16 protein-coding genes are annotated in these 21904 nt (G+C 67.3%); 2 read left to right on the top strand and 14 right to left on the bottom strand.

Annotated features, from left to right (window positions below; all coding sequences use genetic code 11):
* Window positions 1-33: 33 nt before the first annotated feature.
* Entirely contained in the window at window positions 34-1329 is a 1296-nt protein-coding gene (locus FQU96_RS01230; protein ID WP_146539020.1) for a folylpolyglutamate synthase/dihydrofolate synthase family protein, read from the top strand.
* Window positions 1330-1417: 88 nt separating this feature from the next.
* Here the strand turns inward: FQU96_RS01230 and trxA are convergent, their stop codons facing one another.
* From trxA to FQU96_RS01175, 11 genes are all read right to left on the bottom strand, one after another.
* Window positions 1418-1738, bottom strand: coding sequence for a thioredoxin TrxA (gene trxA / locus FQU96_RS01225; RefSeq protein ID WP_146539019.1), 321 nt, complete (start codon window positions 1736-1738; stop codon window positions 1418-1420).
* 74 nt (window positions 1739-1812) lie between these two features.
* Window positions 1813-5340: a double-strand break repair helicase AddA gene (gene addA / locus FQU96_RS01220; RefSeq protein ID WP_146539018.1), complete on the bottom strand. Its 3528-nt coding sequence runs from the start codon at window positions 5338-5340 to the stop codon at window positions 1813-1815.
* Window positions 5337-8348, bottom strand: coding sequence for a double-strand break repair protein AddB (gene addB / locus FQU96_RS01215; protein WP_218574569.1), 3012 nt, complete (start codon window positions 8346-8348; stop codon window positions 5337-5339). Before addB ends, addA begins: the two co-directional genes overlap by 4 nt.
* Before the next feature lie 3 nt (window positions 8349-8351).
* On the bottom strand, window positions 8352-9098 hold the full coding sequence (locus FQU96_RS01210; RefSeq protein WP_146539017.1) for a nucleotidyltransferase family protein: 747 nt from the start codon (window positions 9096-9098) through the stop codon (window positions 8352-8354).
* Window positions 9095-10111, bottom strand: a complete 1017-nt coding sequence (locus tag FQU96_RS01205) for an aminoglycoside phosphotransferase family protein (protein ID WP_146539016.1) — start codon at window positions 10109-10111, stop codon at window positions 9095-9097. The genes FQU96_RS01210 and FQU96_RS01205 overlap by 4 nt, the downstream gene beginning before the upstream one ends.
* Window positions 10104-10619, bottom strand: coding sequence for a tRNA (adenosine(37)-N6)-threonylcarbamoyltransferase complex ATPase subunit type 1 TsaE (tsaE, locus tag FQU96_RS01200; protein ID WP_255467767.1), 516 nt, complete (start codon window positions 10617-10619; stop codon window positions 10104-10106). Before tsaE ends, FQU96_RS01205 begins: the two co-directional genes overlap by 8 nt.
* A gap of 131 nt (window positions 10620-10750) precedes the next feature.
* Window positions 10751-12154 carry an adenosylhomocysteinase gene (ahcY, locus tag FQU96_RS01195; protein ID WP_146539015.1) on the bottom strand — a complete coding sequence of 468 codons (1404 nt, stop codon included), beginning with the start codon at window positions 12152-12154 and terminating at the stop codon, window positions 10751-10753.
* 178 nt (window positions 12155-12332) lie between these two features.
* A complete protein-coding gene (locus tag FQU96_RS01190) occupies window positions 12333-12608 on the bottom strand; it encodes an HPr family phosphocarrier protein (RefSeq protein ID WP_146539014.1) in 276 nt (91 codons plus the stop codon).
* Window positions 12609-12623: 15 nt separating this feature from the next.
* Window positions 12624-13031, bottom strand: a complete 408-nt coding sequence (locus FQU96_RS01185; protein WP_146539013.1) for a PTS sugar transporter subunit IIA — start codon at window positions 13029-13031, stop codon at window positions 12624-12626.
* Window positions 13032-13035: 4 nt separating this feature from the next.
* The gene (gene rapZ, locus FQU96_RS01180; RefSeq protein ID WP_178130235.1) at window positions 13036-14013 is read right to left on the bottom strand and encodes an RNase adapter RapZ; all 978 of its coding nucleotides are present in this window, start codon (window positions 14011-14013) and stop codon (window positions 13036-13038) included.
* A gap of 7 nt (window positions 14014-14020) precedes the next feature.
* A complete protein-coding gene (locus FQU96_RS01175; protein ID WP_255467765.1) occupies window positions 14021-14476 on the bottom strand; it encodes an HPr kinase/phosphorylase in 456 nt (151 codons plus the stop codon).
* Between the two features lie 148 nt (window positions 14477-14624).
* On the opposite strand from FQU96_RS01175, the gene FQU96_RS01170 reads away from it, so the two are divergent.
* Window positions 14625-16520 (top strand): adenylate/guanylate cyclase domain-containing protein, encoded by a 1896-nt coding sequence (locus FQU96_RS01170; protein ID WP_146539010.1) that lies wholly within the window; start codon window positions 14625-14627, stop codon window positions 16518-16520.
* A 199-nt stretch (window positions 16521-16719) separates the two neighbouring features.
* Here the strand turns inward: FQU96_RS01170 and FQU96_RS01165 are convergent, their stop codons facing one another.
* From FQU96_RS01165 to FQU96_RS01155, 3 genes are all read right to left on the bottom strand, one after another.
* The gene (locus tag FQU96_RS01165) at window positions 16720-17349 is read right to left on the bottom strand and encodes a glutathione S-transferase family protein (RefSeq protein ID WP_146539009.1); all 630 of its coding nucleotides are present in this window, start codon (window positions 17347-17349) and stop codon (window positions 16720-16722) included.
* Window positions 17350-17460: 111 nt separating this feature from the next.
* A complete protein-coding gene (gene polA, locus FQU96_RS01160) occupies window positions 17461-20547 on the bottom strand; it encodes a DNA polymerase I (protein WP_146539008.1) in 3087 nt (1028 codons plus the stop codon).
* A gap of 110 nt (window positions 20548-20657) precedes the next feature.
* A complete protein-coding gene (locus FQU96_RS01155) occupies window positions 20658-21779 on the bottom strand; it encodes a pyridoxal-phosphate dependent enzyme (protein ID WP_178130234.1) in 1122 nt (373 codons plus the stop codon).
* Between the last annotated feature and the right edge of the window lie 125 nt (window positions 21780-21904).

The raw sequence follows: 21904 nt of genomic DNA, 5'->3' as shown, positions 1-21904 counted from the left end.
TTTCTTCGCCCGCGTTGCGGCAGGGATGTCTCCATGAGCACGGACGCGATCCTGGCGCGCTTGATGACGCTGCATCCGCGCGCCATCGACTTGGAACTGGGCCGTATCCAGCGTCTGCTCGACACGCTGGGCAATCCCGAGAGGCGATTGCCGCCGGTCGTTCATATTGCCGGTACCAACGGCAAGGGCTCCCTGGTTGCCTACACGCGCGCCATGGCCGAGGCGGCAGGCCTCAGGGTGCACACCTATACGTCGCCGCATCTGGTGCACTTCAACGAACGCATCCGGCTGGCCGGGACGCTGATCGACAATGCCGAGCTCGAAGCGGTCCTCGAGGAATGCGAACAGGCCAACGACGGCCAGCTCATCACCTATTTCGAGATCACGACGGCGGCGGCATTCCTTGCCTTCGCGCGCCATCCAGCCGATTTGCTGGTGCTGGAGGTCGGACTGGGTGGGCGCTACGACACCACCAACGTCGTGAACAACCCGGTGGTGACCGCGGTGACGCCGATCGGCATCGACCACACGCAGTTCCTTGGCCCCACCCTGCGCCAGATCGCGCGCGAGAAATCGGGCATCCTCAAACACGGTGTCCCGGCGGTGATCGGGCGCCAGCGTCCCGAGCCGGCCGCCGTGCTGGTCGAAGACGCGCAAGCGCTCGACGTGCCGCTGTTCCGCATGGGTCACGAGTGGCGGATGGAAACGCGGGACAGCGGCTTCCGCTATGAAAGCGACTCGCTGGCGCTCGACCTGCCGGCGCCCCGGCTGGTGGGCGCCCATCAGATCGACAATGCCGCGACAGCGGTCGCGGTCGTCGAGCGACTGCGCGCCGCGGGTTTGCGCATCGGCGACGATGCCGTCCGCAAAGGGCTCGCGACCGTCGAGTGGCCGGCGCGCCTGCAGCCGCTCGTGCGCGGCCCTCTGGTCGATGCCCTGCCGGCCGGGTGCGAGCTGTGGCTCGACGGCGGCCACAACGAGGATTGCGGGTTGGTGCTGGCCGAGCAGTCCCGCGCCTGGGCGCGGGAGCCCGGCGCGCTGCCGCTGTATCTGATTTTCGGCATGCTCACGACCAAGGATGCCGGAGGCTTCCTGCGGCCGCTGGCGCGCCATGCCACCTCAGCGTGGGCGGTGCCGATTCCGGATCACGCCAGCTACACCCCCGAGGAAGCCTGCCGTCAGGCCGACGACGTCGGCCTGACATGCCTGCCGGCGCCCAGCGTGCCGGACGCAGTGGAAGACCTGCTGGCGAACGTCCATCCGCCGTTTCGGGTGCTGATCTGCGGCTCGCTTTACTTGGCGGGTACCGTGCTGGCCAAGAACGGCTGAGGCGACCACCGATTTCGGCCACAACGTCGAAGCGCGCACTGACTTGCGCCAGTGCGCGCTTCGTGACGGCTCGCTCGGGTCGGCGGTCCTAGACCACCGAGTTCAGCCACTGCGCCAGCTGTTGCTTGGGCGCGGCACCGATCTTGGTGGCGGCGACCTGACCGCCCTTGAAGACCAGCAGCGTCGGAATCGAGCGCACGCCGTATTTCGACGGCGCCATCGGATTCTCGTCGATGTTGACCTTCACAACCTTGAGCTTGCCGGCCATTTCGTCGGCGATTTGCTCCAATGACGGGCCAATCATCTTGCAGGGACCACACCACTCCGCCCAGAAATCGACCAGTACGGGCGTGTCGGACTTCAGCACTTCTTCTTCGAAGGTACTGTCAGTCGCCTTCTGGGTTGCCATGAATCTCTCCACTTCCGGGGCGGCATCTGCCCCTGTCTCGCCAGCCCGGAATCTAGGAATGGCGGGGTGAAGGGTCAAGGTAGCACAGCTGATAGCCCTGCGTCCGGCAGGGACATCAAAAGGGGCGTATCGGTCCACAGCAGGAAGCAGCGAACCGTTCTGCCGGGGTAGATTTGTCCCAGCAGAGCCCGGTAGAGGGCCATCTGGCGACGGTAAACCACGGACACGGCGGCCGGATCACGTGGCGGCGGCCGGTTGGTCTTGAAATCGGCGATCAGCACCTCGTGATCGGTCACCGCCAGACGATCGATCTGGCCGCTGATGCTGTAGGGGCCGGTGCCCAGCGCCACCGTGCCCACCACCGGCACCTCGGCCCGCGATTGCGGTCCGAACAGGACGCCGGCCTCCGGCAGGTCGAGGACGGCCAATGTCTCGGCCAGCCACGCCGCGCGTGTGGTGTCGTCCATGTCGCCGGCAAGAGAGCGCAGCAACCGCTCGCCCTCGTCCGGCCGGCGCGACGCCGGCAGTTCGGGCAGGACACGCAGCAGGCGATGAATAATGGTGCCGCGCCTGAAACGGTTTTCACGGCCTGGCGCAAAGGGGCCCAGCGGCGGCGGTTCGAAAACCGGCTGACGCGCGACGTCCGGCGTGTCCTCGATGAAGGGCCGCGAGGGCGCCAGCGGGACCGGCGGTTGCGGCTCGGGCGCCGGCGGGCGGCGCGCCCAGCCTGGCAGCGGCGACACGTCAGGCAATGGCAGCGGCGGCTGATCGGCCGGCAGCGGCTTGTCGCCGCTCTGCAGTCGCCAGCCCTCGCCGCTCCAGCCGTCGCGCGGCCCCAGTGACGGCGTGAAATCGAAGACATGCATTTGCGGCAAAGTCCGCTCCGCCGCATCGGGACCGGGGCCGCGCCTGAATGCCTGCGACACCAGTTCGTACCAGCAGCCCCGGTCCGGCGCCTTGGCGCCAGCCCAGCCGGCGATGTAGAGCCGGTCGGCAGCCCGCGTCATGGCCACATACAGGAGCCGGTTCTGCTCGGCCGCCTCGCGGCGCTTGACGCTGGCCTGCAGGGCGCGCGCAGCATCGCTGGCATCGTCGGCGCGCGGCAGCCACAACAGGGTCTCGCCATCGTCGGACCACAGCAGGCGATGCAGCGGATTGGGTACGCGGCTGGTATCGGGCACATAGACCACGGGCGCCTGCAGGCCCTTGGAGCCGTGCACCGTCAGGATGCGCACCTCGGGACGGCGATTCTCATCGAGATCGCGTTTGATGTCGCTGCCGCCCAATTCAAGCGACCGCAGGAAGCCCTGCAACGACGGCGCCCCCGTCTGTTGCGCCTGCAAGGCCAGCGAGAGAAATTCGTCGATCGGATCGGCGGCTTCACGACCCAGGCGTTCCAGCAGCTTCTCGCGTCCGCGATGAGTCCCCAGGATATCGGCAAAGAACTCGAATGGTGGCGTGTAGTCGGCGCGTCTCAGCCATTCGCTCAGCGTCGCATACGCATCGCCGTATCGCGCGTCGCCCGTTTGCGCCTTTGTCCGTAGCGCCGCCCACAGACGGCCCGGCCGCTGCCACGCGATGTCGAACAACGCCTCCTCGTCGAGCCCGACCAGAGGCGACTTCAGCAGGCAGGCGAGATTGAGATCGTCCTGCGGCAGCAGCACGAAATGGCCCAGCGCCATCAGGTCCTTGACCGGCAGCTCATCGAGCAGGGTCATGCGATCGACACCGGCGACGGGCAGGCCTTCGCGCTTGAGGGCGCGGACCAGCGCCGTGACGAATGCGTTGCGACGGCGCACCAGCACCATGATGTGGCCGGCATGGATCAATGCGCCGGTATTGGCCAGGCGCTCGCGACGCTCGATCAGGCCATGAGCGTGTTTGGCGATCTGCATCGCCAGTCGTTCGTCGGGCGGCGTCAGGGCATCCTGGCGTGCATCGACATCGGTCGGATCGGCGCTGCCTTCGATCGGACGCACGACCGGCCATACTTCCACGATGCCGGGTTCGCGCACGCGGATCGGCACGTGCCGCAACTCATGGTCGGCCGGCACCACGCCCTCGGCCGCCGGCGGCGCTGCGAACACCTGATCGACGGCATCCAGCACCGTGCCGACCGAGCGATAGGAATCGATCAGCTCGACATGCTCGAAGCGCCGGCCGGCCTGATCCGCACGCTCGGCGAACCACTGGCGCATCTGTGCCAGCTTGGCGGGATCGGCGCGCTGAAAACCGAAGATCGACTGCTTGGCGTCGCCGACGGCAAAAATCGTACGCTCGCGTTCCACCGCGCCTTCGCCGGCGAAGAATTCCTCGGTCAGGCAGCGCACCACTTCCCACTGATCGGGGTTGGTATCCTGCGCCTCGTCGATCAGTACGTGATCGATGCCGCCGTCAAGCTTGTAGAGCACCCAGGCCGCGATGCCGGATCGCCCCAGCAGGTTGCGCGTGCGCAGCACCAAGTCTTCGTAGTCCAGCGCCGCCTGATGGCGCTTGGCCGCTTCGTATCGCGCCAGGATGTCGGCACCCAGTTGCAGCAGCGCCGCGGTGAGCTCGATCAATCGCAGGCTGCGGCAGACGTTGTCGAGCGCCTTCAAGCGCTCGGCTTCGCGGGTCAGGACCTCGACGATGTCGGACATGGCGCCGATCGACGCCTTGCTCGCCAGCCGCTTCTGGATCTCGCCTTCCTTGGTGAAAAAGGCTGTCAGATAAGCATCGAACGTCTCGGCACGCGTCGCGGGATCGGCCAACCACGCCACGAGACATGCGCTGCGCTGACGATCCTCTTTGCCGCCGCCGGCCAGCACCTGTGCCGCACGACGCAGGCGCGCCTGGTCAAATGCCGCATCAGCGCAAGCGGCGGCGAGGAGACTCTCGGCAGTACCACCGGCCGGCAGGTCCAGAAGCTGCCGCAACCGTACGACATAGCTTGCCAACATCGCGGGATCGCCGGCGAGTCGCGCAATGCGGCCACGCTCGTTGAGCAGCATGCCCATGATGTCGACGTACTCGGCCTCGGCGACCCGGCTGGCGACCGCCTTCAGCGCCGCCGCGAGGTCCGGCGGCGCGTCGTCACCAGCCAGCAATGCCAGCTGCGCATCCTGCGCCAGGCGCAGCAATTCCAGCGCCTGTGTCTCGTCAAGCACGGCGAAACCCGGTGCCACGCCGGCCTCGAGCGGAAAGCGCTGCAGCAGCGCCTGGCAGAAGGAGTGGATGGTCTGGATGCTGATACCGCCGGGCGCATCGAGCACACGCGCGAACAGGCGCCGGGCCGTGACCATGTTCTGCGGTGTGGGAATCCGCTCCATCAGCTCGGTCAGCGCCGCCTCCAGCGCCGCATCACTCGCCAGCGTCCAGCCACCGAGCTGGTTCTCAAGCCGGTTGCGCATCTCCGCCGCCGCCGCCTTGGTAAAGGTCAGGCACAGGATGCGTTGTGGCGCGGCGCCATCGAGCAGCAATCGCACGATGCGGTCGGTCAACACCTTGGTCTTGCCCGTACCGGCATTGGCCTCGACCCAGGCCGACGCCTGCGGGTCGCTGGCACGCCGCTGCCGGCGGCTGGCCGCGACACGCGGATCGACGGGCAGCACCGACACGCTCATATGTCTTCCTTGGCGCCGGTCGACCACTCGGTCACGCGCTCGAGATGATCATAGTCGTTGAAGTACGGACCGAACTCCGGCCAGGGCAGCGGCGTGTAGGGTGTCTCGGCGCTGTCGAAGCGTTTGATCATGCGCAGCAGCAGCGCGAACATGGCGTCGGCGAGCGCGGCGCTGTCCTTGATCACCTCGATCTGGCCGCCGGCGCCACGGCCATGGATCTGCCAGTACGACAGCTCGACACCGCGGGGCTTTGCCGTCGTCCCCTCGAAGGTGCCGTGGTGCGCGATCGCCGCTTCCAGCAGCAGCTGCGGTGCAAAGAGCGCTCGCATCTCCTTGGGCTGCGGGATGCGGCCGGTCTTGTAGTCGATGATCTCCCACGCGCCGCCGGGCAGCAGATCGATGCGATCGGCCCGGGCCGTCACCACGAACGGACCGGCTTCGGCTTTGACCGTGAGCTGGCCCTTGCCCTCGTGCGTCAACGTCCGGATGCCTGCGGCACGGCGCACATTTTCCTCGCGCACGATCCACGCAGCCAGCCGTTCGACACGCGACCACCAGAAGGCGCGTTCCGCCGGCGATTTCAGCAGGTCGGCCAGCGCGTCCGCACCGATTGCCAACAATCGCGGCACGGCATCCGGCGGCAATGCATCAGGGTAGCGGGTCAGGAAGGCTTCCAATGCCGCATGCAGCGCGCTGCCCCGATCGGCGGCCCCAAGCTTGGCTTCCAGCGGATCGAGTGGTCGCAGCCGCAGGATGCGCCGCGCATAGAGCCCGTAGGGATCGCGCCGCCACTGCTCGATCGCCGACACCGGCAGCTCGCGCGGCCGCGCCTGCAGCGGTGGCCTCGGTTCGGGGCGCGGCCAGGGCGCGTATTGTGGTGCCTCGTCCAAGGCTTCGGCCCAGGCGACGCGTGCATCACCGCGCTTGAGATAGGTCGGGCGCGCACGCGCACCGCCGGTCCGCTCGCCCAGCAGCGCATCCAGACGCGCCAGCCAGCGGCTGGGGACGGTCGGCGCGCCGCCGACTCGGCCGGCCCGCGTGATCAGCACATTCGCGGCCGCGAAGGCCTGGGCGAAGTCGTGGGCCGCCAGGCCGATGCGGCGTTCCGGCTGCGGCAGACCCAGTGCTGCGCGCATCGGACGGTTGAGCCACGGCCCCGTATCGACCGACGGCGGCCAGGTACCTTCGTTCAGGCCACCGAGTACCACCAGGTCGGCACGCTGCAGGCGCGCTTCCAGCGGTCCCAGCACGGTCAGCCGCGGGTGCGCACCGTGACGCGGCCGGACCACAGCGCCGGCCAGCAGCGCGTCCAACAGCGCGGGCAGTTCCAGTAGCGGCAGCGACGGCAGGTCGCCCAGATGCCGGCGCCAGTCGAGCACGGCCAATGCCAGTGCCTCGCCGGCATCGCCGCGCCACAGCCGCTGGTCACCCGACATCTCGGGCACATCCGCCATCCGCTCGGCGACGCACGCCAGAGCATCGAGGCGCAGGCCGGGCGGTGTCGCCTCGTCCTGCTCCTGCAGCGGCGCCACCTGCGCCTCCAGGCGCGCGAGCAGATCGAGCACGGCCTTGCGATCGGCGTCCGGCAGCTCGGTGCCATCAATTCGCGTTCGCAGGGCTGCCAGCCCGAGATCGGGCTTGGGGCCGCGCAGCACACGCCGGTCGAGCAAGCGCGCGGCATGCAGCAACGCCGCGCGCGGCAGGCCCAAGCCGGTCAATGGATGCTTGAGCAGGGCCAGCAGATTGACCGGCGCGAAACCGCCCGCCAGTGCCTGGGCCAGCAGGCGCAGGAAGGTACCTGGTGGTGTTTGCGCCAGCGGCACGCCGGCCGAGTCATCGATCACGATGTCCCAGCGCCGCAACTCAGCGGCCACGCGGCGCGCCAGCTCACGATCGGGCGTCACCAGGGCTGCCGTACGCCGTGGCGTATCCAGTGCCTCGCGCAGCGCCATCGCCGCAACGACCGCTTCCTGCTGCGGCGTCGCGCAATCGACGCGCACGACATGCTCCAGCGCTGCCGGATCGAGCGGTCCCTCCTGGCTCCAGCCCTCGCTGGTTTCGGCCGGCCGCATGAGGGCCGACAGAAGTCGGCGCGACGGTGACTCGTGTGCGGAGACGCCTGGCCAGATCGGCACGGCGTCGCGCTGCATGGTCAATGCCGACAGCAGCTCGCGCAAGCCGGCCTGCGGATGGGTCGGGTCGAGCGCCGCCCAGCTGGCATCATCGAGTGCCTGATCGAGGCCAGGCAGGACAACGCAACCCGTCGGCAGCGACGCCACCGCCGTCAGCAGCTCGCGCGTGGCCGGTTGCGTGCCGGTCGACCCGGCAGCGACCACCGGATGATCCGGCGGCGTGGCACGCCAGAGCGCTGCCTGCTGGCGCAACAGCCGACTGCGGCGATCGACGGCATCGATACAGCCGCGCTCGGCCAGGATGGCCGGCCAGTGTTCGCCCACGATGCGCAGGAACGACAGCGTATGCTGCCAATGCTCTGCGAAGCCGGCGTCGACGACGGTCGCCAGGCGCTCGAACGGCACGCCCTCGATCTGCAGTTCGTCGACCAGCCGCCCCAGCTCGCGCGCCAAGCCCAGCGCTTGTGCCAGCGAGCCGGCGATCGGCTGGCCGTCGGTGCCGCGGAACGCCAGGACCAGCCGGGCCAGCAGCGCCTCGCGCGCCAGGGAGTCCATGGCAGGCGGTACGGCAATGGAGTCGTCGCCGTTCTCGCCCAGTGCCGAGACGTTGATGGACTCATCGTCCTCATCGACATCGCCGATCGGCCGCATGCGGGGCAGCAGCAGCGGCCGGCCGTCGGTCGCGCGCAGGAACGCCTCACGCAGGGCGCGTACCGCACGTCGGGTCGGCAGCAGCACCAGCACATCGGCGAACGTCAGCGGATCGTCGCCATAGGCTTCGAACAGACCGTGCGCCAGGGCATCGACGAAGCCGGCATCCGGCGGAATCGTGTAGACGCCGCGCACCGGTGTGGCCGTGCCGCGCCGCGCTGCCACCGACTACTCCATGGTGCGACGGCGGCCACCGCCGCGGGCGAAATAATCCTCAGCATCCGCCAGCGCCGCCGGCGTGCCGACATGAAAGAATTCGCCGTCATGGCGCAGGCCGCGGAGCTGTTCGCGCGCCTCGGCCTGATCCCACAGCAGAAGCTGCGAGAACGGCCCCTGCGGTGCCGCTTCATACAGCCGCCGATCGCAGATCGTCACGCCAGCAAAAACGAAGGGCGCCACCTCGCTGCGACTGCGGCGGCGCACGCGACCGTCGGGGGCCATGTGATAATCGCCCATGCTGTCGGGATCATAGCCACGGGCGGCCACCGTCGGATGCAACAGCAGCAGCGCCTGCATGCGGGCTGCATCCCATTGGTTGGCCATGCGCGCCAGCATCGGCGTCGGTCCGTCGAGCCACAGCGCGTCGCCATTGACGGTGAAGAACGGCGCGTCCCCGAACCAGGACAGCGCCTTCTTCACACCGCCACCGGTATCCAGCAGTGTCTCTTCCGGTGACAGTTCGATGCGGGGCCGCGTGCGCTTCGCCAGGTGCGCCCGGATTTGACCGGCAAGGTGGTGGATGTTGACGACGCATAGTTCGACACCGGCGTCCGCCAGCGAATCCAGCGCATGGTCGAGCAGCGTGTGGCCGGCCACCGGCACCAGCGCTTTGGGCAGCGTATCTGTGATCGGGCGCATCCGCTCGCCGCGGCCGGCGGCCAGCACCATCGCCCGTTTGATAATCACGCTGCTCATATCGCGAGAACCCTTTTGGCCGGCGGGACGTGACGATCGACCCAGTGGCGCAGCGGCGTCAATGCCGGGTGCGCCAGCGAGCGCTCGAACAGCCGCCACACCCGCGGCAGATGCGGCAGATAGATCGGCTTTCCATCGCGCTGCAGCAACCGTACGAACAAGCCGATGACGCGCGCATGACGCTGGGCGCCCAAAATGGCGAAGGCTGCCTCGAAGCCGGCGCGGTCGCCAACGCCGGCGCTGGCGACGTATCGATCCAGCATGGCGGCGCGCAGGGTCGGGTCGATGTCGCGACGGGCATCCTCGATCAGGGACATCAGGTCGTAGGCGGCATGGCCGCGCTGGGCATCCTGGAAATCGAGCAGGCCACACGCCTGGATATCGGACCTGCCGTGCAGCCACATCAGGTTGTCCTGATGGAAATCGCGCAGGACCAGTGTCTCGGGTTCTGCCGGCATCGACCGCAGCACATCGCGCCAGGCGGCGCGGTATGATGCTGTTTCCTCTTCGGACGCCACACGCCCAGCCGACGCCGGCATATACCACTCGGGCAGCAGCATCGCCGCATCGATCAGAGCGTCGCCGTCATAGGCCGCGAGGCCGGATGGCACGGCCCGTGGACCGTGGCCGTGCAACGCCACCAGCACATCGGTCGCCAGGGCATAAAGCGACGCCTCATCGCCACCGACGGGCACCGGTTGCGCGTTCATGACCCGGGCGTACGTGGCGTCGCCGAGATCCTCCAGCAGCAGAAAGCCGTTGTCTGCGTCCTCGGCGAGAATCGCCGGTGCACTGAAACCCAGGGCGTGCAGGTGACGCCCGATAGCAACGAACGGCCGGACATCCTCCTGCGGCGGTGGGGCATCCATGGCCACCGCCGTCTGCCCGCCGCGGCGCAGCCGGTAGTAGCGCCGAAACGATGCATCACCGGCCAACAGGGATTCGGCGGCATCTGCCCATCCGGCCTGCCGCACGAACTGCTGGCGCTGAACCGAACGCTGCGCGTCAACCATGGGTCAGCTCGGCCGCCAGCGCTTCGAGGCGACGCACCCACGTGGCATCGCCGGACAAGCTGCCGCGCAGGGCGTCGGCCGCGGCGATGCTCAGTGTGAGGTCCAGACGACGAGCCGGCAGCAAGCCGCCCAGTCGCTGGGGCCATTCGATCAGGGTCACGCCGTCGGCCAGAGCCTCTTCCAGGCCCAATTCCCAGACCTGGTCGGGCGTATCGATGCGGTAGAGGTCGAAATGCCAGATGGCACCAGCGGGCGTGTCGTAGGTCTCGACCAGGGTAAAGGTCGGACTGGGCACGATCAGCTCGCCATCGCCCATGGCGGCACGGATGATGGCACGGGCCAGCTCGGTCTTCCCGGCGCCGAGATCGCCGTGCAGCGCGATCACGTCGCCCACGTGCATCCGACGTGCCAGCGCGGCGCCCAGGCGCATCGTTGCATCGAGATCAGGAAGATCCAGGTCGAAAGCCGTCATCGATCGCAGCAGGGCGGGAAGAGAAGCGCCATCCATCGCCCCTCTCTAGCATCCTGCGAGTCGGCCCTGGAAGCCCGCTGTCATTCCGTGCTGGCTGTCCTCCTGAACGACAGCGAGGGATCCGAGGCGGCGCCCGGATCCCTCGCTACACTCAAGATGACGGAAACTCAGTACCGGTAGTGATCGGGCTTGAACGGGCCGGTCTCCGGCACGCCGATGTACTGGGCCTGGTCTGGGCGCAGCTTGGTGAGCTTCACGCCGATCTTCTCCAGGTGCAGCGCCGCGACCTTTTCGTCGAGGTGCTTGGGCAGGGTGTAGACCTTCTTCTGGTACTTGCCCTGATTGGCCCACAACTCGATCTGGGCCAGGGTCTGGTTGGAGAACGACGAGGACATCACGAAGCTGGGATGGCCCGTGGCGTTCCCCAGGTTCACCAGCCGGCCTTCGGACAGCAGGATGATGCGCTTGCCGTCGGGGAACTGGATCTCGTCCACCTGCGGCTTGACGTTCTCCCACTTGTAGTTGCGCAAGCCGGCGACCTGGATCTCGCTGTCGAAGTGGCCGATGTTGCAGACGATGGCGCGGTCCTTCATCTGCCGCATATGCTCGACGGTGATGACGTCGACGTTGCCCGTCGCCGAGACGAAGATATCGGCGCGCGGCGCGGCATCTTCCATCGTCGTCACTTCGTAGCCTTCCATCGCCGCCTGCAGGGCGCAGATCGGATCGACTTCCGACACCATGACGCGGCAGCCGGCGTTGCGCAGTGAGGCGGCCGAGCCCTTGCCGACATCGCCGAAGCCCGCGACCATCGCCACCTTGCCGGCCATCATCACGTCGGTGCCACGGCGGATGCCGTCGACCAGCGATTCACGGCAACCATAGAGGTTGTCGAACTTCGACTTGGTCACCGAGTCGTTGACGTTGATCGCCGGCCACAGCAGGCGGCCTTCCTTTTCCATCACGTACAGGCGATGCACGCCAGTGGTGGTCTCTTCGGTGACGCCGCGGATGGCAGCACCATTGCGGCTGTACCAGCCCGGCTGCTCCTTCACGCGCTTGGCGATCGCGGCGTAGAGCACCTCTTCTTCCTCGTTGGTCGGCTTGGCGATCAGCGAGGCGTCCTTCTCGGCGCGCATGCCCAGGTGGATCAGCAGGGTCGCATCGCCGCCGTCGTCGAGGATCATGTTCGGCGTGCCGCCGTCGCCCCACTCGAAGATGCGATGGGTGTAATCCCAGTACTCGACCAGCGACTCGCCCTTGATGGCGAACACCGGCGTGCCCGCCTTGGCGATGGCGGCCGCGGCGTGATCCTGGGTCGAATAGATGTTGCATGACGCCCAGCGCACATCGGCGCCCAGCGCGCTCAGCGTCTCGATCAGGACCGCGGTCTGGATGGTCATGTGCAGCGAGCCCGCGACGCGGGCACCCTTGAGCGGCTGCGTCTTGCCATACTCGCTGCGGATCGCCATCAGACCGGGCATCTCGGTCTCGGCAATGGCGATTTCCTTGCGGCCCCAGTCGGCGAGACCGATGTCTTTGACCACGTAGTCGGGCTTTTCCTTGGCCATGGGAGTCCTGTCGGAGGTACGCCGATGTGACGCGCGGCGTCGATCTGGTGTGGGTCGGCGAGGCGTACGTGACGTCCGACCCGATCGGAGAGCGCCCCTATACCAGCGCCCCCGATGACCGACAACGTGGCCGATATAAAACTATACTTATGTCTGCATATGAAGGGGCGTCGCGGCCCTAGTCCTCGCCGAAGCGGTCCTCGACCAGCTTGGCCAGCGCATCGAGCGCCTCCGGCGCCTGTCGCCCGCTGGCACTGACCTGGATCTGCGACCCCAGTGCGGCCGCCAGCATCATCAGGCCCATGATCGACAGGCCCGAAACCTCCTGGCCGGCATGGGTAACCTTCACGGCAGCGTCGTACTGCGCCACGAGCCGGACGAACTTGGCCGCGGCCCGGGCATGCAGGCCGCGCTTGTTGGCGATGGTCAACGTCCGCGAACTGGCGTCGGCCATGGGCGGGATCTCGCTCTAGCTGGCGTCCTTCGCCAGCAGGCGCGACGCGACGGTGATGTACTTGCGGCCGGCATCCTGACAGGCCGCGACGGTTTCCGCCATCGGTCGATCGACACGCACGCTGGCCAGCTTGATCAGCATCGGCAGGTTCACGCCAGCGATCACCTCGACCCGCGCCCGGTCCATGATCGAGATGGCGAGGTTGGACGGCGTGCCGCCGAACATGTCGGTCAGCACCACGACACCCTGTCCCTCGTCGCACTCGGCCACGCGCTCCAGAATCTCGGCGCGACGCTTCTCCATGTCGTCGTCGGCCTCGATGCACACCGCGGCCGCCAACCGCTGCGGTCCGACGACATGCTCCAACGCCGCCAGGAATTCACGCGCGAGCTTCCCGTGCGTCACCAGCACGATGCCGATCATCGGCTTACCTCTTCGTTCCGTTTCTTGTCCGGACGGCGGGCGCCGTCGGTGTGATATCGATGTCACGATGAGCCAGTACCAATGCTCTGCCCTGCCGTCGGATCCCATCCGCCAGCTGCTCGGCCACCATCACCGATCGATGGCGCCCCCCGGTACAGCCGACGGCGACGGTGAGGTAACTCTTGCCCTCCCTTTCGAAGCGCGGCAAGAGCCTGTCGAGTAAACTCCGCACGCCGTCGACGAACGCCCGGCAGTCGGGATCGCGCGCGACATACCGCCGCACAGCCGGATCCAGGCCGGTCAATCCTCTCAGTTTCGAATCCCAATAGGGATTGCGTAGGAACCGCGCGTCGAACACTAAATCTGCTTCGCGCGGGATTCCGCGTCGGTAAGAGAAGGACATCACCGACAACCGCAGCCCCTGACCGTCGCCGCCGAAGTGACCCAGCAGCAGCCGCTTCAGGTCATGCGGGCCAAGCATAGACGTATCGATCGTCTCGTCGGCATGATCGCGCAACCGGCGCAGCGCCCGACGCTCTTCGACGATGCCGTCCAGCACCGGCCGGTCCTGTGCCAGCGGATGGCTGCGCCGGGTTTCCGTGAAGCGCCGCAGCAGGACGTCGTTGTCGCAATCGAGATAGACCAGGCGCGCGTCGAGATCCGCGCGCGCCCGCAACTCCCGCACGCAGGTCAGCACGCGGGTCGCATCGAAACCGCGCGTGCGCACGTCGATGCCGATGGCAATCGGCTGGATGTCATGCGGCGCATCGGGTGACGACCGCAGCAGCGGTGCAATCATGGTCAGCGGGAGGTTGTCGATCGCGACATAGCCGGCGTCTTCCAGCGCCCGCAACGACGTGGCACGACCGGCACCCGAGAGACCCGTGATCAGGACGACGGAACGGCGGCGGGATGGCGACGCATCGCGCCGACGTGGCCGCGCCGGCGATGAACGCAATGTCTCGGGGCGTGATCGGGCCACGTGCGAATCATGAAGCGCGTGACGCGCCCAGAGCAAGACGAATCTTGACCGCAGTGGACGCATCGAACGCTGTCAATCGGCAGAGCGGAATGCGCACGCCAGCCAGCGCCGCAAACCGCGCCTCAGGCAACCGCTCGACATCCGCCGCCGGCACCAGATCGACGATCAACGCCACTGCCACCGCCGCGAGCACTTGATCGGCATGCAGGCGGAGTATGCCGATGCCGCGAGCCTCGATCAGCCCGGCCAGGACCGACGGCGCTCGTGCCATCAGATTTCCACTCTCCGCCGTCAGATCCGTACGGTCATCGGCCACCAGACGCGCACCGCCGTCGATCAGGCGAAGGGCCAGGTCGGACTTGCCGGCACCCGACGACCCGCGCAACAGAACGCCACGCCACGCGCCCGCGACGGACAGCGCGACACAGGTGGCGTGAATGTTCAGCGGCGATGCGTCGGTCACTGCGGTACATGGCCAGAGGGACACATAACCGTCAACGTATGCGGCCAGAGCCACCGCCACGCAATGGGCGCATTCCTGCCGCTGTGTTATGGACGTATGACAGCGGCGATGACCGGTACATCCTTTCGGTCGCCGGGAGGCAACGCGGGTGGACGGCTCACGCATCGATACGTCATCGCCGACGGTCGTGGTCACCGCTGACACGCCGGACACGGTGGTCGACCGACCTGCGGGCGTCGTGCGGCGCCAAGTCGGGCGGATGCAGGTTCGCATCGTGACGGCGCTGGCCATCGGGTTCCTGGCCGTCGCCTTCATCGCGGTCGCCGCGTTTGCCATCACCGTTCTGGGAGCCTCCGACACCACGCAACGGCTGCTGCTGGACCGCAACCGGCGTATTGTCGAAGCCGAAGCGCAATTCCTGCGCGACCGGCTTGATCCGGTGTCGACGCAGCTGCAGTTCATCGCATCGCTGGCCGCGCGCAACCGCCTCGACGTCAGCGCTCCCAGCCAGGTCGTCGATGCGCTGGCCGCCGCCATGGAGCAATTGCCGCAGGTCTCTGGTGCCGGTTTCGCCGCCCTCGACCAGATGGTGAGCCAGGTCGTGCGCAAGCCCGACGGACTGGTGCGGGATCGCGTCCCCCTGAGCGACTTCCCCAACGGTATCGAGCACTTCCATGAGATCCAGACTGCCCGGGGGGCGTTCTGGGGTGAGTTGCTATGGGATTCGTCGACGCGGCAGCCGATCATCAACGTCCGCGTTCCCATCCGCCGCAGCGACGGCGGCTTTGTCGGCGCGCTGGTCGCCACCGTCACCATGGGCGAACTGTCGCGGTTGATCGTGGACCATGATGTCGACGGCCAGTCTTTCATTCTGGTCGGCCGCGACCATGTGCTGGCACACCGCACGCTCAAGGAGCCCAAGCGGCTGGCGCTGACCGAAGATAAACCCCTGCCGCAGCTCAGCGAGGTGGACGACCCGGTGCTGGCCGCCATCTGGCAGCCGCCGGTGCAGAGCCGCACATTCACGCGGGTGCTGGGTCATCTCGGGCATGTCGTCGACGTCAACGACAGGCGCTGGATCTTCGTCTACCGCCAGATCGACGGCTATGGGCCGCAGCCGTGGCTGATCGGCCAGTACTTTCCCTACGAAGAAGCGACACGCGACATCGAGCGGCTGCGCGAAGGCATCTGGGCGGGCATGGCGGCGTTGTTGCTGGCGTTGCTGCTGGCAGCCGTCATGGGTCTGCGCATGGCACGCGCCATCCGCCGACTGGGCGCCACAGCGACGGCGCTGGAGCGCCTCGACTTCGAGGCCAGCGGGCCCATGGTGCGCTCGCGGCTCAAGGAGATCGACGATGCCGCGGAGGCACTGGAGAAGGCGCGCACCACGTTGAAGTGGTTCGGGCTCTACGTGCCGCGCCGTCTGGTCGCGCGGCTGATGAAAGAAGGCGGCGCGAGCCTGGTTTCCCGGCGTCGGACGGCCACGGTGATGTTCACCGACATCGTCGGCTTCACGCCGATGGCCGAGGACATGGACGAACGCGGCACGGCCGAACTGCTCAATCATCACTTTGCCCTGCTCGGCGCCGAGATCGAACGCGAGCATGGCATGATCGACAAGTTCATCGGTGATTCGGTCATGGCGGCGTGGGGCCTGACGTCGGACCACGCCGACGCCGCCTGCCGCACGGCCCTCGCCATCGCCGACGTGGTGCGCGGTGAAAACGCTGCCCGGCGCGCCCGCGGCCTCAAGCCGGTGCGTGTGCGAATCGGCATCCACAGCGGTGCCGTGGTCATCGGCAATATCGGCACGCCCGAGCGCATGAACTTTACGGTCGTCGGCGACGCCGTGAACGTGGCGCAACGCATCGAGCAGCTGGGCAAGAACCACATGCTGGAGGGCGACGAGGTGATCGCACTCGCCAGCGGCGACACGATCGCCTGGCTGCAAGACCCGACGGCGCTCAGCGCTACTCCCGTCTTCGTCGGCGAACAGGCCATCCGTGGCCGCGTTGTGCCGGCGAAGATCTATCGGCTGGCCTAGTACCCGCTATCGCTCGAGTGTGACTTGGGACTGTCATCCCGAGCGCCCCTTCGGCAGGCTCAGGAGAGGGATCTTTCGATGCAGGCGCACCCGTGCGTCGCTTGCAGAAGATCCCTCGCTGCGCTCGGGATGACAGCGGTATCAGTGACGCGTGATTCCGGGTACCAGGCCCTGACGCCCCGCTTCGCGCGGGCGGAAATCAGGTCATCTTGATCATGACGTGCTTCTGGTAGGCCGGGCGTGCCGCCAGACGGTCATACCAGGCGCGCAGGTGCGGCATCGCCGGCAGTCCTTCCCGCGCGAACGGCAGGTTGAACCAGCGATAGGCCATGGCTCCGGCCGGAATATCGCCCATGGTAAAGTGATCGCCGGCTACATAGGCCCGGTCGGCGAGATGACCGTCGAGGCGGGACCACAAATCGGCGGTGGCGACGCGCGCCTTTTCCATGGCCTCCAGGTCACGCTTCTCCGGCGGCGTGCGGATCCAGCCCCAGAACAGCGTTGTCATGCCCGACGCGATCACCGACAGCTGCCAGTCCATCCACCGGTCGGCTTCGCCACGCGGCTTGGGTTCCTTGGGCCACAACGTGCCGGCAGCATGGGTCGATGCGAGATAGCGCACGATCGCGTTCGACTCCCAGAGGATATAGCCGCCGTCATCGATGGTCGGCACGGTGCCGTTGGGATTCATCGCGCGATACCACGGCTGGTCGTTGCCGCCGAAAGCACCGCCGACATCGGTTCGCTCGTAGGCCAGCCCGCACTCGTCTGCCACCCACAACGCCTTCTGCACGTTGATCGAGTTGGCGCGGCCGTAGATCTTCAGCATGGAATAGCTCCTGTCAGCCCCGTCCGTCATGTCGAGCGTAGCGAGACATCTCCTCGAAAGGGAGTCTCGGCTCGCCGGAGATTCCTCGCTTCGCTCGGAATGACGTGACCCTCAGTGTGCTTCGGCCCACGTAACGCCAGATCCGACCTCGACCACCAGCGGCACCGACAGGCGAGCGGCGTGCTGCATGGTCTCCTGGATCACGGCCGAGGCGCGTTTGATCTCGGCCTCGGGTGCCTCGAAGACCAGCTCGTCGTGCACCTGCAGCAGCATGCGCGTCTCCAGCGACGCCGCGCGTAGGGCGCCAGGCAGGCGGATCATGGCGCGCTTGATGATGTCGGCGGCACCGCCCTGCAGCGGCGCATTGATCGCGGCCCGTTCATGGAAGCTGCGGTGTGCCGGGTTCTTGTCATTGATCCAGGCCAGGTGGACCTTGCGACCGAACGGCGTCTGCACATAGCCGGTCTTGCGGCAGAACGCCTTGGTGCGCTCCATGTAATCGCGAATGCCGGGATAACGCTTGAAGTAGGTATCGATGTAGGTGCGCGCTTCGCCCTGCGGGATGCCGAGCTGGGCCGCCAGCCCGAACGGCGAGATGCCATAGATGATACCAAAATTGATCGCCTTGGCGCGCCGGCGCACCAGCGGATCCATGCCCTTGGCCGGGATGTTGAACACCTCCGCGGCCGTGATGGCATGGATGTCGTCACCGCGTTCGAAGGCTTCTTTCAGCGACGCGATGTCGGCCACGTGCGCCAGCAGGCGCAGCTCGATCTGCGAATAGTCGGCGCTCAAGAGCTTGTGGCCGGCCTCGGCGATGAACGCCTTGCGGATCTTGCGGCCATCCTCGGTGCGCACCGGGATGTTCTGCAGGTTGGGATCGGTCGATGCCAGGCGTCCGGTCGCGGCACCGGTCATCATGTAGGACGTGTGCACGCGCCGGGTCTTGGGATTGATCTCCGCCACCAGCGCATCGGTGTACGTGCCTTTCAGCTTGGCGAGCTGGCGGTGTTCCAGCAGCTTGCCCGGCAGCTCGTGCCCCTGCTCCGCCAGCTCTTCCAGCACGCTGGCATCCGTGCTCCAGGTGCCGCTCTTGTTGCGCTTGCCGCCGGGCAGCTTCATTTCGTCGAACAGGATCTCGCCCAGCTGCTTGGGCGAGCCGACATTGAACTCACGGCCGGCGAGCTTGTGCAGGTCGGCCTCGAGCGCTGCCATGCGGCGTTCGAAATCGCTGCTCAACCGGCGCAGTTCGGTGGCGTCAACCTTCACACCGGCGCTTTCCATCGTGGCCAGCACCGGAATCAGCGGTCGCTCGATGGTTTCGTACAGCGTCGCCACGCGCTCCGCAGCGATCCGCGGCTTCAGCGCCAGCCACAACTGCATCGTGACGTCGACGTCCTCGGCCGCGTAGTCGCGCGCCTTGTCCATCGCCACGCGGTCGAATGTCACCTGCTTGGCGCCGCTGCCCACGACGTCGCTAAGCTTCGTGGTCTGCACGCCCAGGAAACGCTCGGCGATTTCGCTGGTACCGTGCCCATGCAGCCCGCCTTCGAGCACGAACGACAGCAGCATGGCATCGTCGATCGGCGTCAGCGCGACGCCGTGGCGGCCCAGCACGGTCCAATGGGGCTTGATGTTCTGCCCCACCTTCAAAACGCCCGGGTCTTCCAGCAGCGGCTTCAGGCGCGCGAGAACGTCGGCCTGCGGCAGCTGGCCGGGCAGCAGATCCGCCTTGGCACCCTCCGCCGGCGCGGTGGAACCGCCGCCCAGATCCAGCGCGCCCTGGGCCGATCCGACGGGACCCGGCGGACGATGCGCCAGCGGCACATAGACGGCGCGGCGGCGGCCGGCGCCGACGTCGGCAACCGGACCATCGGGCAGCGCCAGGGCGATGCCCACCAGGTTGCCGTCGAGCGGACTGGACGAATCGGTGCGACACGCAATCGCCAGCACACCCGCGGCATGCGCCGATTTGATGACATCGTCGAGCGTCTTGAGGCTGGTCACCAGCTCATAGTCGGCGGCACCGAACGGCTTCTTGCGCGGCAGGCGCCAATCGAGGTTGCCGGCCGTCTGCGAGTCGCCGGTATTGGCATTGGCTGCCGATGCTTCATTGCCCTCGGTCGCAAAGGCCGGTGCCAGTGCCTGCTCAGCGGCGATGGGATCCGGCTCGGATCCGCCGTCCGCTGCCGGCGTGCCCCTGGCAGGGGCGCCTTTCATGGCGCCGTACTTCGCCAGCAGCGAGCGGAAACCCTGCTTCTCCAGCCAGGGAATCAGCTTGTCGAGATCCGGCAGCTTCTTATCGAACGTATCCGGCTGTTCCGTGATCGGCACGGTGTCGGTCAACGTCACCAGCCGGCGCGAGACGCGGGCCAGCTCGGCGTTGACCTGCAAGGCCTCGCGCCGCTTGGGCTGCTTGATCTCGCCGGCGCGTTGCAGCAGCGTTTCGAGATCGCCGTACTCGGTAATCAGCTGGGCCGCGGTCTTGATCCCGATACCGGGTACGCCGGGTACGTTGTCGGTGCTGTCGCCGGCCAGCGCCTGTACGTCGATCACCTTCTCCGGCCCGACACCGAACTTCTCGATGACGGCATCGCGGCCCAGGGTGCGCAGCTTGATCGGGTCGTACATCGAGACCTTGTCGCCCACCAGCTGCATCAGATCCTTGTCGGACGAGACGATGGTGACATCGGCGCCGGCGGCGACCGCCACGCGGGCGTAGGTCGCGATCAGGTCATCGGCCTCGTAGCCCGGCATCTCGATGCACGGCAGGCCGAACATGCGATTGGCCTCGCGCAGCAGCGGGAACTGCGGCACCAGCGCTTCGGGCAGCTCGGGCCGGTGTGCCTTGTATTCCGGATAGATCTCGTTACGAAACGTGCGCTCGCTGTGGTCGTGGATAACGGCGATGTGGTCGATCTCCGGCCGCTCCAGCAGGAACTTGGTGATCATGGTGCAGAAGCCGTACACGGCATTGACCGGCGTACCATCGGGCCGGTTCATCGGCGGCAGCGCGTGATAGGCGCGGAAAATGTAACCCGATCCGTCGATCAGCCACAGATGCTTCAGCGGCTTGTTCTCGCCGCCGACAGCGGCAACAGCAGTTGGTGACGGGGCAGCCTCGCTCTTGGCGCGGGCGCGCGGAGCGGGTGCGGGAGTGGCGGCCGGCTTGGCCGCAGCGGCGGGCTTGCGAGGCATGTCAGGTGGGTAGCATGCCCCGGCGCGGGCGTCAGCGGGGATCAACCCGCGCTGGGGATGAACGGCAGTGTCACGACCGCCTTCGGAAACCCGAGAATCATCCTTTTAAATCAAGATTTCAGTGCGAACTGGCGCATCGCGGCGGCAACAACGGCGGCAGGTGTCGCACCGGCGTCGATATCCAGGCTCTGCGCCGCAGCAGTGGGCTGCGCTGTCGGATCCTTGAGCGCATGACCCGATATGACCAGCACGATCGGCCGTGGCAGATCGGCGGCGGCCAGATCGCGCCATGCCGCCAACGGCGTCGCGGCAGCAGGCTCGGCCGCGATCCCCTCATGGCGACCCAGATCGCGCATCGCGCGACGGATCTGCGAATCGCTGACGGCGACGGCTCGCCCGTTGGCCGACCGTAGAATCCTCAAGGTTCGCGTTCCATCGTCGGGATAGCCGCGCAACGGATCGTTGATCGAACCCGCCATGCCCTGCACCGGTGCCGGCCACGCCGTAACGACATCTTCCCCGCGCGCGAAGGCATCCGCGATGGGCGCGCAGCCCACGCCCTGCACCCCGATCGGCAGCGGCAATCGCTTCAGATACCCCTGTTCATGCAGAGTCCGGGCACCCTGCATGATGCCGTCGAGCATCGGGCCCGCCCCGATCGGCACGATCACGGTGCCCACCTCGCCGAGTTCGGCGTGAAGTTCGTAGAAAATCGTCGCGTGGGCTGCGGTCATGTAGGGGTTGAGATACGTCGATGTGAGATTGGCCCAGCCAGCGACCGCACCCTGGATCCGCGCCGCCTCGCGGTAGGCATCGCTGAAGTCGCCAGGCACCTCCAGCACGATGGCGCCGTGCGCCTTGGCCTGGGTGATCTTGTTGGCCGGCGTGCCCTTCGGCAGCGCGACGATGCAGGGTAGACCGGCGCGCGCGGCAAAGGCGCTGACCGACGCGGCATTGTTGCCTGTCGACGCGCAGATGACGCCCTCGGCACCGAGCGACAGGGCGGCCGAGACCGCCACGGCCGACCCGCGATCCTTGAACGAACCAGTGGCATTGGTCCATTCCGCCTTGGCATACACGGCATCGTCCGGAAACAAGCGCCGGAGTTTGAGCAACGGCGTCCCGCCTTCGCCGAGGCTGACGCGATGGTTCGCCACCGGCAGGAGATCGGCGAAATCCCAGAAGCATCTGCCCGCAGGCAGGCAGCCCGGCCACAGCGTCCGGGCGATCATCGTGCCGCCGCAGGCGCGACAGACAGGATGAAGATCGGTGGGCCTCTCTACGCCGCAGAAGAAGCAGACCAGCCGCGTCCGCGACAGCCCCCCGCATGGTTCGGGCGCCGGTGTGTCACGCGGGG

The sequence above is a fragment of the Reyranella sp. CPCC 100927 genome, assembly GCF_007859315.1.
Classification (GTDB): domain Bacteria; phylum Pseudomonadota; class Alphaproteobacteria; order Reyranellales; family Reyranellaceae; genus Vineibacter.
Note: the sequence above shows the minus strand (reverse complement) of the source record. Positions and strands in the feature narration are given on the sequence as shown.